We start from the raw sequence: 13,558 nt of genomic DNA, 5'->3' as shown, positions 1-13,558 counted from the left end.
TTCCTTCGGGCAATGACGTCATGCGATGATGTCGGGGGTGAGTTCGTCCTCGATCCGGGCGATCTGGTCCTTCAGCGCCAGCTTGCGCTTCTTCATCCGGCGCAGCGTCAGCATGTCGGCGCCGGCGCGGTCCTCCATGACGCGGATCGCCTCGTCGAGGTCGCGGTGTTCCTCGCGCAGGACGCCGAGCCTTGCGCGCAGGATCTCCAGGCGCTCCATCTTGTCGGCATGTGTCATGGCGGGGGTCCACGGCTTCGGATCCCTTGTCTTATGCCCCTGCACTCCCCATGTTTTCAAGTGGCAGGGCCGCCGAATTCGGGACCCCGCCGCCGCTGTCGCTTGAACAAGGGCCGAACACAATGACCAAGGCAAGCTTTGCCTCTCATCCCTACCTGCTGGGGTTCGAGCAGTTGGAGCGGATGCTGGAACGCACCGCCAAGAATGGCAATGACGGCTATCCGCCCTACAATATCGAAAGCAGGGGCGAAGGCGTCTACCGCATCACCATCGCCGTCGCCGGGTTCGCCGAAACCGACCTGTCGATCACGCTGGAGAGCGCGCAACTGGTGGTGCGCGGCAAGCAGGAAGACGACGCCCACGAGCGGGTGTTCCTGCATCGCGGCATCGCCGCACGCCAGTTCCAGCGCCAGTTCGTGCTGGCCGACGGCGTCGAGGTCGCCGGCGCGCACCTGGAGAACGGCCTGCTGCACATCGACCTGCGCAAGCAGACCCCGGAAAGCATCGTGCAACGGATAAAAATCGGCACGGCCGACGCACGGAAGGAGAGGTAGGAGATGGCGAATTACCCGTACATGACACCCGGCGACGACCGGCAGATCGCCTATGTCCGCCGCGTCGACCCGGAGACCCTGCCGGTCGAGATCCGCGACCAGACCCGCGGCATGGCCGAGATCTATTCGATCAACGGCGCCGACGGCCAGGTGCTGGCGCTGGTGGACGACCGCGAGAAGGCGTTCATCGTCGCCCGCATGAACGAGATGCAGCCGGTCAGCGTCCACTGAGCCGCCGGGCGCGCTCAGACGAACCCCCAGTAGTCGGCGTCGCCGAAGCCCTCGGCCAGCGCCACTTCCGCCAGCCCGTCGCGGCCGCGCAGCAGTTCGATCGTCTCGACGTTGCGCAGCGTCAGGCCCAGAATCTGCGCCAGCGCCGCGGCGGTGTCCGCGGCGCTGGCGACGGCATCGTAGTGCGCGTCGCTGAGCGCGATGTAGCTGGTGTCGGCGCCGGCCTTGCCGTCGTAAAGGTCGGTGTCGCCGGCGCGGCCCAGCAGCGCCGGGTCGGTGTAGAACAGCAGGTCGTCGCCGCCGCCGGCCAACAGGGTGTCGTTGCCGAGCCCGCCGATCAGCAGGTCGTCGCCGGCGCCGCCGCGCAGCAGGTCGTGGCCGCGGCCGCCGGCGATGATGTCGTCGCCGAGCTGGCCCAGCACCGTGTCGGCGCCCGAGCCGCCGCCCAGGATGTCCGCGCTGGCGCCGCCCTGCAGCGTGTCCCAGCCCAGCCCGCCGAGCACGATGTCGCGCCCGGCGTTGGTGTCGATGTCGTCGCGGCCTTGCCCGCCCAGCACGAAGTCGCGGCTGGCGCCGTAGCTGGCAATATCGTCGCCGGCGCCGAGGAAGCGCTGCACGTCAAGCTCGAGCGTCGCCGCGGTGAACACCGCCAGCAGGCCGTGGAACGCGGCCGAGGGGTGCACGTCGTCGAAGAACACGAACTGGTCGGCGTCGAAGCCCATCGGGTCCAGCCCGACCGCGGTCGGATCGTCCGGGTCGGTCACCACCGGGAACGCCTGCAGGTCGGCGTAAAAGCCGAAGGCGGTCGGATCGTCGCGCACCTCGCGGGCCAGCCGGTCCAGCTGGACGATCTCGATGTCGACGCCGCGAAAGGCGCGGCTGCCGTTCAGGTCCGCCAGCACCTCGTCGTTGATCTGACCGGCGAGATCGTCGCCCAGCGCCCGCAGATCGGCGCCCACCTGCTGGCTGGCGGGGAAGAACGAGATTGCCGGCAGGGTGTAGTAGATCAGCGTGTCGATCCCGGCATCGGCAAGCCGGCTGGCGGAGGCGCGGATCGCGTCGGCCACGTCGTCGGCGAAGTCGAGGATCTCGAAGAAGGCGATGATCGGATTGTTCGACGGGCGGAAGCTGCCCAGGTCGTTGATGCCGATCATCAGCGCCGCGGCGGTGTCGGACAGGTCGCCCGCGGTGTCCAGGAACCGGTCCACCTGCGCGCCGAGGTTGATGTCGTAGTCCTCCAGCCCCGCCGGCAGCACCATGTCGTAGCGCGCGAGCAGCGCGGTCATCGTCCCGCTGCCGATCGCCCGGGCGGCGGCGAGGGCGTGGTTCTCGCCGTCGAGGCCGGTGAGTTCGAGCAGCACGTCGGCATGCACCGGGCCGTCGGAAAACGCCCCGCCGTGATAGGGCGGCGGCGGCAGCGTCCGATCGGCGGTGCTGACCAGCGCCGAGAGGTTGCCGTTGTCGGACAGGCTGTCGCCGAAGAACACCACCGACGAATAGGCCATCGCTGCCTCCCGGTACTGGTTACGCTACGCTACGCTACCATGATACCACCCGAAGCGATTCCCGGCCATCCGCCCGTCGGCCGACAACACCGCGCCCGTGCGCGGGCAACGCGTTTGTCCCTTGCACCCGGCGGCGGAATTCGGTTGGTAGCGGCAGCACGGTACGGGGGACAGGCAGTTGGTTGACCTCAGCGACATCCATGCGCTCGACGCGCTGACCATCATTCCGGCGCAGGGCCCGATCCGCGGCCGCGCCAGCCCGCCGGGGTCGAAATCGATCACCAACCGCGCGCTGCTGCTGGCGGCGCTGGCGCCGGGCACCAGCCATGTCACCGGCGCGCTGAAGAGCCTCGACACCACGCTGATGGCCCGCGCCCTGCGGCAGCTGGGCGTCGAGGTGACCGAGCCCGACGGCACCACCTTCGTCGTGGTCTCGGAAGGCACGCTGCGCGCCCCGTCCGAGCCGCTGATGCTGGGCAATGCCGGCACCGCGATGCGGTTCCTGACCGCCGCCGTCACCCTGGCCAACGGGCCGGTGGTGGTGGACGGCGACGCGCACATGCGCAAGCGGCCGATCGGCCCGCTGGTGTCGGCGCTGGGCGGGCTGGGCATCGGCATCGAGGACACCGGCGGCTGCCCGCCGGTCACCGTGCGCGCCAACGGCGGCGTGCCGGGCGGGCGGATCGAGATCGACGGCGGGCTGTCCAGCCAGTACGTCTCGGCGCTGCTGATGCTGGCGCCGCGGGCGGCGGCGCCGGTAGAGGTCGCGCTGACCGGGCCGAAGATCGGCGCGCGCGGCTATGTCGAGCTGACCCTGGCGGCGATGCGCCGGTTCGGCGCCGAGGTCGGCGCCGCCGGCGACGGCGCCTGGCGGGTGGCGCCGACCGGCTATCACGCCGCCGAGTTCCGGGTCGAGCCCGACGCCTCGGCCGCGACCTACCTGTGGGCGGCGCAGGCGCTGACCGGGGGCGAGATCGACCTCGGCGTCTCGGACGACGCCTTCACCCAGCCCGACGCGCAGGCGCGGGCGGTGATCGCGCGGTTCCCGGACCTGCCCGAGGTGATCGAGGGCAGCCAGATGCAGGACGCGATCCCGACCATCGCCGTGCTGGCGGCGTTCAACAACCGCCCGGTGCGCTTCACCGGCATCGCCAACCTGCGGGTCAAGGAATGCGACCGGGTGGCGGCGCTGGCGACCGAGCTGAACCGGATCCGTCCCGGGCTGGCGCGCGAGGACGGCGACGATCTGATCGTCAATGCCGACCCGTCGCTGGCCGGGCAGACCCTGCCGACCCGGATCGAGACCTATGCCGACCACCGCATCGCCATGAGCTTCGCACTGGCCGGGCTGCGGATCGGCGGCATCACCATCCTGGACCCGGCCTGCACCGGCAAGACCTGGCCCGAGTACTGGGAGGTGCTGTCGGAGCTGGGCGTGCGCTTCGAGGCCCGGGCCGGGGCCTAGCCCGGGAACACCCGCTCGCGCGGGTAGCGCGGCGGCGTGCGCGTCGCCAGCATGACCCCAGCGTCAGCGGCCCGACCCGGCCGAAGAACATCAGCGCCATGATCACCACGCGGCCCAGCGCGTCCGGCTGGGCGGTCGCGCCGCGCGACAGGCCGGTGGTGCCGAAGGCCGGCGCAGCCTCGAACGCCATGGCCGGGAACGGGCCCCCGTGGATCAGCGGGATCGCGAAGATCGCCGCGACCACCGACAGCCCCGAGACCGTGACCAGCGCCAGCGCCTTGTGTACCTGATCGGGCGGAACCGAGCGGCCGGACGCCTGCAGCGACCCGCGGCGACGGAAGAAGTCGATGGTGGCCGGCAGCAGCACGACGAAGGTGGTGACCTTGATCCCGCCCGCGGTCGAGGTCGAGCCGCCGCCGATCTTCATCAGCACCGCAGGCGCGCGTTCATCGCGCACAGGATGCTGGGCTGGAGATCCTCGCCGATGGCGGCGATGGCGACGTCGGGGTGCTCCAGCCCGGCCCGGCGCAGCGCGTCCTCGTCGTCGGCGATCGGCACCTGCGCCAACTCGTCGGCGAGGCGGCCGGCGACCTGTTCCGAGATGTCGATCCCCGGCACCCGGCTGCCGAACCGGGCCAGTAGCTCGGCCACGGTGCCGCCGAAGGTGCCCAGGCCGATGACGGCGAAGCTGCGGCTGTGGTCGTAGGGGGTGCGGGCGGGCCTACTCGGCCGCCTGCACCTCCTTCTCGGCCTGCGCGGCGGCGGCCAGGAAGCGCTCGGCGTCCAGCGCCGCCATGCAGCCCATGCCGGCCGAGGTTACCGCCTGGCGGTAGACGTGATCGGTCAGATCGCCGGCGGCGAACACGCCGGGGACCGAGGTGCGGGTGCTGCCCGGCTCGACCTTGACGTAGCCGCCCATGTGCGTCTCGAGCTTGTCCTTCACCAGCTCGGACGCCGGCGCGTGGCCAATGGCGACGAACACCCCCTTGGCCGAGATCTCGGTGATCTCGCCGGTCTCAACGTGGCGCACGCGCACGCCCTCGACCCCCAGCGGCATGTCGGTGCCGGTGATCTCGTCGACCTCGTGCCACCACAGCGTCTCGATCTTCGGGTTTTTGAACAGCCGGTCCTGCAGGATCTTCTCGGCGCGCAGCTCGTCGCGGCGGTGCACCAGCGTCACCTTCGAGGCGAAGTTGGTCAGGAACAGCGCCTCCTCGACGGCGGTGTTGCCGCCGCCGACGACGACGATCTCCTGGCCGCGGTAGAAGAAGCCGTCGCAGGTGGCGCAGGCCGAGACGCCGAAGCCCTTGAACTTCTCCTCCGACGGCAGGCCAAGCCACTTCGCCTTGGCGCCCGTCGCCAGCACCAGCGCGTCGGCGGTGTAGACCGTGCCGCTGTCGCTCTGCGCGGTGAACGGGCGGCGCGACAGGTCCAGCGCGGTGATGTAGTCGTGGACGATCTCGGTGCCCATCGCCTTGGCGTGGGCCTCCATCCGCTGCATCAGCTCGGGGCCCTGCACCTCGGTGTCGCCGGGCCAGTTCTCGACCTCGGTGGTGGTGGTCAGCTGGCCGCCGGGCTCGATCCCCTGGATCAGCAGCGGCTCGAGCATGGCGCGCGCGCCGTAGACGGCGGCGGTGTAGCCGGCGGGGCCGGAGCCGATGATCAGCAGGCGGGTGTGGCGGGTCTCGGGCATCTGTGGCTCCTCTCGCGACTGGCTTTCTATATAGGCGCGTCGTTCCCGGGCCGCAATTCGCGCGGACGCCAGGCGGCCGTCGCGCCGGCCTTCACTGATATTGCGCCGAAGTGAAATATTCTTGCGCATCGGCGCTGGCTTGCGTAATAGATCCGAAAACCGACCAAAGGATAAACCGCGTGCCGAATTTCAAGCTGGACCCGATCGACCGCAAGATCCTGGCCGAACTGCAGGGCGACGGCCGGATGACCAATGTCGAGCTGTCGCGCCGCGTCGGCATCTCGGCGCCGCCCTGCCTGCGCCGCGTCCGCACCCTGGAGGAGAACGGCTTCATCCGCGGCTACCACGCCGAGGTCAACGCCCGCGAGCTGGGCTTCGAGGTGCAGGTCTTCGCCATGGTCAGCCTGACCAGCCAGGCCGAGGCGGCGCTGTCGGCGTTCGAGGCCCGCGCCCGCGCCTGGCCGCTGGTGCGCGAGTGCCACATGCTCAACGGCGAGATCGACTTCATCCTGAAGTGCGTGGCGCCGGACCTGTCGACCTTCCAGAGCTTCCTGACCGAGCAGCTGACCGCGGCCGAGAACGTCGCCAGCGTCAAGACCTCGCTGGTGATCCGCAACGCCAAGGACGAGCCCGGCGTGCCGTTCGAGGTGATCGAGGCGCGCGCGGCGATGGACGACTAGCGGCACAACGGGAGAGACGCGATGGGACTGGATGCACTGGCCGCCGGCAATGTCGCCGTGGTCACCGGCGGCGCCGGCGGGATCGGCCTGGCCGCGGCGCAGCGTTTCGCCGCGCACGGCATGGCGCTGGCGATCGCCGACCTGCGCGAGGATCTGTTCGACGCGGCCGCGGCGGCGCTGCGCGCGCGCGGCGCCGCCGAGGTCCTCGCCCGCCCGGTCGACGTCGCCGACCGCGCCGCGGTCGAGGCGTTCCGGGACGAGATCCTGAACCGGTACGGCCGCATCGACGTGCTGATGTGCAACGCCGGAATCCAGCCCGGCAGCGACATCTTCGATACCTCCCGAAGCTGGCAGCGCATCCTCGACGTCAACCTCGGGGGGGTGGTGAACTGCTGTCAGGCGATGGTGCCGGGCATGATCGCGGCGGGCCGGCCCGGAATGGTGATCGCCACCGGCTCCAAGCAGGGCATCACCACCCCGCCGGGCGATCCGGCCTACAACACCTCGAAGGCCGGCGTGAAGGTGTTCACCGAGGCCCTGGCGCACCACCTGCGCGAGGTCGGCGCCGCGGTCTCTGCGCACCTGCTGATCCCCGGCTTCGTCTACACCGGCCTGACCCGCGGCGACCGCACCGAGAAGCCCGCCGCCGCCTGGACCCCGGAGCAGACCGCCGAATTCCTGATGCGACGGCTGGCCGCGGGCGATTTCTACATCCTGTGCCCGGACAACGACGTGCCCCGCGCCCTGGACGAGAAGCGCATGGCCTGGGCGATGGGCGACATCATCGAGAACCGCCCGCCGCTGTCGCGCTGGCACGCGGCGTGGAGCGCCGCGTTCGAGGACTTCCTGAAGAAGGTCTGAGCCCGGCCGCGGGCGCCGCCGCCGGCCGCGCCGCCCCGCCGTCCACTTTTCGCCAGATATCCCCGCCGGAGGCATCCGGCGCCGGCCACGGCGCGCGGCGCCCGACCCGCCGGGCGCGTCGTCAGTCCAGCTCGGCCGCCGAACTGATCACCCGCGACAGGATGCCGTAGTTCACCGCTTCCTCGGTGTTCATCCACTTGTCGCGCTCGATGTCCTTGCGGACCTGGTCGATGTCGGTGCCGGTGGTGGCCGAGATGATCTGCGCCAGGCGCTCGCGCATCTGCTCGATCTGCTCGGCCTGGATCTCGATGTCCGAGGCGGTGCCGCCGACCCCGCCCGAGGGCTGGTGGATCAGGAACCTGGTGTTCGGCAGGCAGAAGCGGTTTTCCTTCTTCGCCGCCAGGAAGATGTGCGTCCCGGCCGAGGCCACCCAGCCGGTGCCGACCATGCGCACCGTCGGCTTGATGAACTGGATGATGTCGTGGATCGTGTCGCCGGCCTCGACATGCCCGCCCTGGCTGTTGATGAACATGGTGATCGGCGCGTCCGACTCGCCGGCCAGCGCCAGCAGCTGCGCGGTGACGCGCTTGGCCATCTTCTGGTCGATGCCCTCGCAGATGATGACCTGGCGCGAGGCCAGCAGCAGGTTGGTGATCGGGTCCGGGCGGTTGTGGTCGTCGGTGGTGGTCTCGTCGCTCATCGCTCGGTGGTCCTTTGCGGCAAATGTCCCACCCGAGGTATGCCGGTTGCGCCGGAAGGACAAGGCCCGGCGCGCGGCGGCCGGGGCCGGCGCGCGGCCCCGGCACCGGTTCAGGCCGGCATCCGGTAGCCCGGGGTCGATTCCGAGATCCGCCGCTCCTCGTCGTCCATGTCCTCGGCGATGTGCTCGAACAGCGGCGTCGACAGGTAGCGCTCGCCGGTGTCGGGCAGCATGCACAGGATCACCGATCCCGGCTCGGCCCGTTCGGCGATCTGCATCGCCAGCGCGAAGGTCGCGCCGCCCGAGACGCCGGTGAAGATCCCCTCCTGCTGCGCCAGCTTGCGCGCCCAGCTCATGCCGTCGGGCCCGGAGACGGCGATCAGCTCGTCGTAGAGCGCGTCGTCGATCGCCTCCTGCAGCACCAGCGGGATGAAGTCGGGCGTCCAGCCCTGGATCGGGTGCGGCTCGAACGCCGGGTGGCTTTGCGCCGGCGCGCCGTCCGCGCCGCGGGCCTGGCCCTTGCCCGAGCCGACGATCGCCGCGTTGGCCGGCTCGCTGAGGATGATCTTCGTCTCCGGCCGCTCGCGCCGCAGCACCCGGCCGACGCCGGTGACGGTGCCGCCGGTGCCGTAGCCGGTGACGAAGTAGTCCAGCCGCTGACCGTCGAAATCGGCCAGGATCTCCTGCGCGGTGGTCGCCTCGTGGATCGCGGCGTTGGCCGGCGTCTCGAACTGGCGCGCCAGGAACCAGCCGTGCGCCTCGGCCAGCTCGGCGGCCTTGCGGTACATGCCGAAGCCCTTCTCGGCGCGCGGCGTCAGCACCACCCTGGCGCCGAGAAAGCGCATCAGCCGCCGGCGTTCGATCGAGAAGCTGTCGGCCATGGTCACCACCAGCGGGTAGCCCTTGGCGGCGCAGACCATCGCCAGGCCGATGCCGGTGTTGCCGCTGGTCGCCTCGACCACGGTCTGGCCGGGCTTGAGGCTGCCGTCGCGCTCGGCCGCCTCGATGATGCCGATCGCCAGCCGGTCCTTGACCGAGGCGGCCGGATTGAACGCCTCGGCCTTGACGTAGATCGTCACGCCCTCGGGCGCGAGGCGGTTGATGCGGATCGCGGGCGTGTCGCCGATGGTGTCGATGACGCTGTCGAACAGGCGGCCGCGCCCCTTGGTGCGGCGCACCGATGAGATGTCCATGATGAGCTCCCTGTTGCGGGCCCGGACCGGGCCCGGCGGGCGCATGTTAGCAGAACCCGCGCGTGCGGCAGCGGGCAAATGCCACACCGGCACGCCAGTGCTGACGCGGCCGGTGGGGCAGCGGCCAGGGGCCGCCGCGCCCGGGTCAGCCGGCGTAGCCGGGTCAGCCGGCGTAGCCGTGGCGGGCGGCGTTGGCCTCGGCGTCGGATCTGCGGCCGTAGCCCTCGCAGGCGGCGCCGACGATCTGGCCGTTCTGCGCCCGCCGGCGCCAGCGGTGCTCGCCCTTCTTGTCGGTGTAGAATTCCCACTTGTCGGTGGCGACCGCGCCGCGGTTCATGTTCTTCTCGCAGTCGGACCTGGAATTGTAGCCCTCGGTCGCCGCGCCGACGACCTTGCCGTTCGAGGCCAGGCGGCGCCAGCGGTACTTGCCGCCCTTGTCGGTGTAGACTTCGTACTTGTCGTTTTCCCCGGCCATGAGCCGTCCCTCCACTGTCGTTCCGGTGCGCCGAGTGTGGCGCAACGTATACGCGCCGCGCAATCCCCCCGTCAGGCCGGCGGGATCAGCGGTTGCGGAGCTGCAGCACGGTGCCCAGCGTGCGCAGCAGCACCGCCAGGTCCCGCCGCAGCGAGCGGTTGCGCACATAGTCGAGATCGATCTCGAGCCGGCTGGGCGGCGCCGCGCCGGATTTCGACGCCACCTGCGCCGGGCCGGTCAGCCCCGGCCGGACCGAGCAGCGCAGCGCCCAGTCCTCGGGGTCGTAGCCCGCCTGCTGCGCCGGCGTGTCCGGGCGCGGCCCGACCAGGCTCATGTCGCCGGCCAGCACGTTGATCAGCTGCGGCAGCTCGTCGATGCTGGTCCGCCGCAGCCAGCGGCCCAGCGGCGTGATCCGCGGATCGCCGGCCGCCGTCTGCCAGCCGCCGCGCCGCTCGGCGTCGGGCACCATGGTTCGGATCTTCCACATCCGGAACCGGCGCCCGTGCAGGCCGACGCGTTCCTGCCGGAAGAAGGCCGGGCCGCCGTCCTGCAGCCGCACCGCCAGCGCCGCGCCGCCCCACAGCGGCAGCGTCACCAACAGCGCGGTCGCCGCGACGGCGATGTCCAGACCACGGCGCGCGGCGGCCTGGGCTGCGGCGGCGTCAGAGAAGTTCGGCGGCGACATCCGCGACCCTTTCCGCCGCGCCGCCCACCGGCGGCACGTCGAGCCGCGCCAGCGCCGGCGCGGCGACCGTCGCCAGCGCGGCCGGCAGCCCGTCCGGCGCATCGATGTCCCACGCCAGGCCGTATTCCGCGAGCGGCGGGATGCCCCGGTTGGCGATGGTGATCACCGGCTTGCCGCACAGCGCCGCCTGCAGGCCGACGGTCGAGGACTGCTGCACCACCACGTCGGCGGCGTGGATCAGCGTCTCGATCGGCGTGTCCGGCAGCCGCAGCACGCGGGCGTCGGTGCGCGGCCAGCTTTCGCCCGGGGCGCTCGGATGCGGGCGCAGCAGCAGCCGCAGGTCCGGGTCGGCGTCGAGCGCCGCCTGCAGCCCCGGCACGATCCGCGCCGACGGCAGCAGCGGCTTGTCGCGCACCAGAGTCGAGGGCAGCTGCTGCGGCCACAGCACCACCCGCCGGCGTTCCCACCCGGCGTTCTCGCGCAGCCGCTGCGCTGCCGCCGCGTGGGCCGGATCGACCAGACCGTCGAACGCCGGGTTCCCGGTGACGCGGATTTCCCGCGCCGGCCGGCCCGCGTCGCGCAGCGCCGCGGCCACCGGACCGCTCAGCACGGTGATCAGATCGCCATGACCGGCGCGGCGGACATAGTCCATCTCGTAGACCAGGAAATGGTCGCTGACGCACAGCGCGCGGCGCCCGCCGGCGCGCGCCGCGGCCAGCGCCGCGCTTTCCGCCCGCGGTGCGCTGGTGGCGATCACCAGGTCCGGTGCAAGCTGGTCCAGCAGCCGCGACAGGCCGCGCACCGGGTGGAAGGCGCGCCGGCCCTCGGCGGCGAAATGCGCGCGCGCCGCGGCCTCGCCCAGCTCCTCGGCCAGCTCGGCAAGGCCGAGGCCGTGGTAGACATGCGTGTCCTGGTCCGAGATCGCCGGGTGCGCCGACACCGGCGCCACCGACGCGCCGAGCGCGACGATCCGGTCCGCGTCCGGCCAACCGGCGATTAGATCGGCGAGCGTCACGAACGGCAGGCGCGAGGCCCGAGCGTCGGTGATCGCGACGTTCAGCGGCAGCAGCGTCACCTCGGCCCCGCGGCGCTGCAGCGCCCGCGCCACCGGTGTCAGCATGCGCATGTGCCCGCCACCGTATCCGACGAACAGCAGGCGACGCCCCGTGATGCCCATTCCGTCTGCAGCTCCGTGCCTCGTCCGGGGTCACGGTGCACCATCGCCCGGACCGAGTAAACGCCGGATCAGGCGCGCTGCACCCGCCGCGGCCCGCGCACCGCCAGCGCCACGCCGCCAAGGATCAGCGCGGCGGCCAGGGCGAAGGTCAGGCTGGCGCTCTCGCCCAGCAGCACGATGCCGCCGGCAAGCGCGATCAGCGGCACGGTCAGCTGCGCCACCGCCGCCAGGCTGGCGTCGAGCGCCGGCAGCGCCGCGTACCAGATCGCATAGCCCAGCCCCGAGGCCGCCGCCCCCGAGGCCACCGCCAGCGCCACCGCGGTGCCGGTCACCGGCGCGCCCGGGTCGCCCGCCGCCAGCATCAGCGCCAGCGCCACCGGCGCGGCGTAGACGAAGTTGCCGGCGGTGGTCGCCAGCGGATCGCCGGCGCGCGCGCCGCGCAGCGAGTACACCCCCCAGCCCGCCGCCGCCAGCAGCATCATCGCCGCGCCCAGCGGGTCCGGCGCCGCGGCGCCGGGCAGGAACAGCACCGCCAGCCCCGCAAGCCCCATCGCCGAGCCGGCCCAGCGGTACGGCCCCGGCCGCTGCCCGGCCAGCAGCGCGCCGCCGAACATGGTGATCTGCACGCCGCCGAACAGCAGCAGCGCGCCCAGCCCGGTATCAAGCGTGACGTAGGCGAACGAGAAGAACACCGCGTAGACCAGCAGCGCCGCCGCCGACAGCGGCGTGCCCGCGCGCAGGATCGAGGACCCGCCGCGCGCCGCCGCCAGCGCCGCGAGCACCGCCGCGCCCGAGACCAGCCGGATCGCGGTGAAGACGGCCGGGTCCATGTCCTGCCCGGCCAGCGCGGCGCGGTTCAGGATCGAGTTCGCGGCGAAGGCGACCAGCGCCGTGACGGTGAGCAGCAGGATCCGCATCTGCCGACTATGGGCGCGCCCCGCGCGGCCCGCAAGCGCGCTTGCCGGCGGGGGCGTGACCATGCGATGCAGGGCCATGACACGCACCCCGATCCGGCTGGCCGTGCGCGCGCTGATCCTGCACCGGGACCGGCTGCTGCTGGTCAACGCCTACCCCGGCGGGCAGAGCGACCTGTGGTGCGCGCCCGGCGGCGGCGCCGAGCCCGGCGCCAGCCTGGCCGACAACCTGGCGCGCGAGGTCTGGGAGGAGACCGGCCTCAGCATCGCCGCCGAGCGGCCCGCCGGCATCAACGAGTTCCACGATCCGGGCAGCGGCTTTCACCAGGTCGACATCTTCTTCCACGCCCGGATCTCCGGCGGCGCGCTGGACCCGGCCTGGGCCGACCCCGAGGCGGTGGTCAGCCGGCGGCGCTTCTTCGCCCGCGCCGAGCTGGGGACGATCCGGTTCAAGCCCGACACGCTGCCGCGCATGGCCTTCGACGGCGCGGAGGGCGCGGCCGCGGTCTACGACGGGCTGGAGCGGCTGGTCCGCTGATCCGGCCGCCCGGCAGGTGTCCGCCGGCTGCGGCGCGGGCCGCGGCGGCGGGGCTGGGCGGCGGCGGCCCGGCGCGCTAGGCTGCTGCCGAGTCCAAGCCGCCGATGAGTTGCCCCCGTGAGCCGTTTCCTGCCCCTGCCCACTGCCTTTCTTCCCCGCGTCCTGCTGGCCGCCGCGCTGCTGGCGCTGGCCGCCTGCGGCGGCGGCGGCGAGACGGTCAGCCGCAGCGCCGCCGCCACCGCGCCGCTGCATCCGAACGAGACCCCCGAGCTGCGAGCGATGATCGTCGCCGCGGCGCAACAGTATCAGGTGCCGGTGTCGCTGGTGCAGCGCGTCGTGCTGCGCGAGAGCGGCCACCGGCCGGGCGCGCGCAACGGGCCCAACTACGGGCTGATGCAGATCCACCCGCAGACCGCGCGGACCATGGGCTACCGCGGCCCCGCCGAGGGGCTGCTGGATCCGCGCACCAATCTTCGCTACGCGGTGAAATACCTGCGCGGCGCGTGGCTGGTGGCCGATGGCAACCCGGACCGGGCGGTGCGGTGGTATTCGCGCGGCTACTACTACGAGGCCAAGCGCCGCGGCCTGCTGGAGGCGACCGGGCTGCGCTGACCGGGGAACATTGAACGGGCCGACCGGCCCGCGCCGCG

Annotated in this window: 18 protein-coding genes; 7 read left to right on the top strand and 11 right to left on the bottom strand. The window is 72.2% G+C overall.

Annotated features, from left to right (window positions below):
* Positions 1-18: 18 nt before the first annotated feature.
* Positions 19-237 (bottom strand): YdcH family protein, encoded by a 219-nt coding sequence (locus GE300_RS08695; RefSeq protein ID WP_154446175.1) that lies wholly within the window; start codon positions 235-237, stop codon positions 19-21.
* Between the two features lie 122 nt (positions 238-359).
* On the opposite strand from GE300_RS08695, the gene GE300_RS08690 reads away from it, so the two are divergent.
* Together GE300_RS08690 and GE300_RS08685 are read left to right on the top strand one after the other, a co-directional pair.
* Positions 360-791 (top strand): Hsp20 family protein, encoded by a 432-nt coding sequence (locus GE300_RS08690; RefSeq protein WP_154446174.1) that lies wholly within the window; start codon positions 360-362, stop codon positions 789-791.
* Positions 792-794: 3 nt separating this feature from the next.
* Positions 795-1,022 carry a DUF1150 family protein gene (locus GE300_RS08685; RefSeq protein WP_154446173.1) on the top strand — a complete coding sequence of 76 codons (228 nt, stop codon included), beginning with the start codon at positions 795-797 and terminating at the stop codon, positions 1,020-1,022.
* A gap of 14 nt (positions 1,023-1,036) precedes the next feature.
* Here GE300_RS08685 and GE300_RS08680 read toward each other — a convergent pair whose 3' ends face one another.
* Entirely contained in the window at positions 1,037-2,527 is a 1,491-nt protein-coding gene (locus tag GE300_RS08680) for an SGNH/GDSL hydrolase family protein (protein WP_154446172.1), read from the bottom strand.
* 178 nt (positions 2,528-2,705) lie between these two features.
* On the opposite strand from GE300_RS08680, the gene GE300_RS08675 reads away from it, so the two are divergent.
* Positions 2,706-3,992, top strand: a complete 1,287-nt coding sequence (locus GE300_RS08675; RefSeq protein WP_154446171.1) for a 3-phosphoshikimate 1-carboxyvinyltransferase — start codon at positions 2,706-2,708, stop codon at positions 3,990-3,992.
* On the opposite strand, the gene GE300_RS23855 is transcribed toward GE300_RS08675, so the two are convergent.
* From GE300_RS23855 to trxB, 3 genes are all read right to left on the bottom strand, one after another.
* Complete coding sequence (locus GE300_RS23855) at positions 3,892-4,419, bottom strand: potassium transporter TrkG (RefSeq protein WP_407647705.1); 528 nt, start codon at positions 4,417-4,419, stop codon at positions 3,892-3,894. The two genes, GE300_RS08675 and GE300_RS23855, sit on opposite strands and share 101 nt — an antisense overlap.
* Positions 4,419-4,643 carry an NAD-binding protein gene (locus GE300_RS08665; RefSeq protein ID WP_325063161.1) on the bottom strand — a complete coding sequence of 75 codons (225 nt, stop codon included), beginning with the start codon at positions 4,641-4,643 and terminating at the stop codon, positions 4,419-4,421. Before GE300_RS08665 ends, GE300_RS23855 begins: the two co-directional genes overlap by 1 nt.
* A gap of 70 nt (positions 4,644-4,713) precedes the next feature.
* Positions 4,714-5,685, bottom strand: a complete 972-nt coding sequence (trxB, locus tag GE300_RS08660; protein ID WP_154446168.1) for a thioredoxin-disulfide reductase — start codon at positions 5,683-5,685, stop codon at positions 4,714-4,716.
* 179 nt (positions 5,686-5,864) lie between these two features.
* On the opposite strand from trxB, the gene GE300_RS08655 reads away from it, so the two are divergent.
* A complete protein-coding gene (locus tag GE300_RS08655) occupies positions 5,865-6,365 on the top strand; it encodes an Lrp/AsnC family transcriptional regulator (protein WP_325063160.1) in 501 nt (166 codons plus the stop codon).
* Between the two features lie 21 nt (positions 6,366-6,386).
* Positions 6,387-7,226: an SDR family NAD(P)-dependent oxidoreductase gene (locus GE300_RS08650; RefSeq protein WP_154446167.1), complete on the top strand. Its 840-nt coding sequence runs from the start codon at positions 6,387-6,389 to the stop codon at positions 7,224-7,226.
* A gap of 121 nt (positions 7,227-7,347) precedes the next feature.
* Here GE300_RS08650 and GE300_RS08645 read toward each other — a convergent pair whose 3' ends face one another.
* The 6 genes from GE300_RS08645 to GE300_RS08620 form a co-directional block, all read right to left on the bottom strand.
* Positions 7,348-7,926 carry an ATP-dependent Clp protease proteolytic subunit gene (locus GE300_RS08645; protein ID WP_154446166.1) on the bottom strand — a complete coding sequence of 193 codons (579 nt, stop codon included), beginning with the start codon at positions 7,924-7,926 and terminating at the stop codon, positions 7,348-7,350.
* 110 nt (positions 7,927-8,036) lie between these two features.
* Positions 8,037-9,119 carry a cysteine synthase A gene (cysK, locus tag GE300_RS08640; protein WP_154446165.1) on the bottom strand — a complete coding sequence of 361 codons (1,083 nt, stop codon included), beginning with the start codon at positions 9,117-9,119 and terminating at the stop codon, positions 8,037-8,039.
* A 163-nt stretch (positions 9,120-9,282) separates the two neighbouring features.
* Positions 9,283-9,594, bottom strand: coding sequence for a YegP family protein (locus GE300_RS08635; protein ID WP_154446164.1), 312 nt, complete (start codon positions 9,592-9,594; stop codon positions 9,283-9,285).
* Positions 9,595-9,679: 85 nt separating this feature from the next.
* Positions 9,680-10,279 carry a sugar transferase gene (locus tag GE300_RS08630; protein ID WP_154446163.1) on the bottom strand — a complete coding sequence of 200 codons (600 nt, stop codon included), beginning with the start codon at positions 10,277-10,279 and terminating at the stop codon, positions 9,680-9,682.
* Positions 10,257-11,456, bottom strand: coding sequence for a glycosyltransferase (locus GE300_RS08625; protein ID WP_154446162.1), 1,200 nt, complete (start codon positions 11,454-11,456; stop codon positions 10,257-10,259). Before GE300_RS08625 ends, GE300_RS08630 begins: the two co-directional genes overlap by 23 nt.
* 68 nt (positions 11,457-11,524) lie before the next feature.
* A complete protein-coding gene (locus GE300_RS08620) occupies positions 11,525-12,451 on the bottom strand; it encodes a DMT family transporter (protein WP_325063159.1) in 927 nt (308 codons plus the stop codon).
* On the opposite strand from GE300_RS08620, the gene GE300_RS08615 reads away from it, so the two are divergent.
* Positions 12,450-12,908: an NUDIX domain-containing protein gene (locus GE300_RS08615; RefSeq protein ID WP_154446161.1), complete on the top strand. Its 459-nt coding sequence runs from the start codon at positions 12,450-12,452 to the stop codon at positions 12,906-12,908. The genes GE300_RS08620 and GE300_RS08615 overlap by 2 nt on opposite strands.
* A 117-nt stretch (positions 12,909-13,025) precedes the next feature.
* Positions 13,026-13,520 carry a transglycosylase SLT domain-containing protein gene (locus GE300_RS08610; protein WP_407647702.1) on the top strand — a complete coding sequence of 165 codons (495 nt, stop codon included), beginning with the start codon at positions 13,026-13,028 and terminating at the stop codon, positions 13,518-13,520.
* Positions 13,521-13,558 lie beyond the last annotated feature (38 nt).

It is taken from the genome of Halovulum marinum, assembly GCF_009697225.1.
In the GTDB taxonomy this organism is placed as follows: Bacteria; Pseudomonadota; Alphaproteobacteria; order Rhodobacterales; family Rhodobacteraceae; genus Halovulum; species Halovulum marinum.
This window is presented reverse-complemented; position numbering and strand designations above follow the sequence as displayed.

Excerpts from the sequence above, each read along its gene's own strand:
- GE300_RS08695 (WP_154446175.1), bottom strand. The coding sequence starts at position 237 with ATGACACATGCCGACAAGATGGAGCGCCTGGAGATCCTGCGCGCAAGG.
- GE300_RS08690 (WP_154446174.1), top strand. The coding sequence starts at position 360 with ATGACCAAGGCAAGCTTTGCCTCTCATCCCTACCTGCTGGGGTTCGAG.
- GE300_RS08685 (WP_154446173.1), top strand. The coding sequence starts at position 795 with ATGGCGAATTACCCGTACATGACACCCGGCGACGACCGGCAGATCGCC.
- GE300_RS08680 (WP_154446172.1), bottom strand. The coding sequence starts at position 2,527 with ATGGCCTATTCGTCGGTGGTGTTCTTCGGCGACAGCCTGTCCGACAAC.
- GE300_RS23855 (WP_407647705.1), bottom strand. The coding sequence starts at position 4,419 with ATGAAGATCGGCGGCGGCTCGACCTCGACCGCGGGCGGGATCAAGGTC.
- trxB (WP_154446168.1), bottom strand. The coding sequence starts at position 5,685 with ATGCCCGAGACCCGCCACACCCGCCTGCTGATCATCGGCTCCGGCCCC.
- GE300_RS08650 (WP_154446167.1), top strand. The coding sequence starts at position 6,387 with ATGGGACTGGATGCACTGGCCGCCGGCAATGTCGCCGTGGTCACCGGC.
- GE300_RS08645 (WP_154446166.1), bottom strand. The coding sequence starts at position 7,926 with ATGAGCGACGAGACCACCACCGACGACCACAACCGCCCGGACCCGATC.
- cysK (WP_154446165.1), bottom strand. The coding sequence starts at position 9,119 with ATGGACATCTCATCGGTGCGCCGCACCAAGGGGCGCGGCCGCCTGTTC.
- GE300_RS08635 (WP_154446164.1), bottom strand. The coding sequence starts at position 9,594 with ATGGCCGGGGAAAACGACAAGTACGAAGTCTACACCGACAAGGGCGGC.
- GE300_RS08630 (WP_154446163.1), bottom strand. The coding sequence starts at position 10,279 with ATGTCGCCGCCGAACTTCTCTGACGCCGCCGCAGCCCAGGCCGCCGCG.
- GE300_RS08625 (WP_154446162.1), bottom strand. The coding sequence starts at position 11,456 with ATGGGCATCACGGGGCGTCGCCTGCTGTTCGTCGGATACGGTGGCGGG.
- GE300_RS08615 (WP_154446161.1), top strand. The coding sequence starts at position 12,450 with ATGACACGCACCCCGATCCGGCTGGCCGTGCGCGCGCTGATCCTGCAC.
- GE300_RS08620 (WP_325063159.1), bottom strand. The coding sequence starts at position 12,451 with ATGGCCCTGCATCGCATGGTCACGCCCCCGCCGGCAAGCGCGCTTGCG.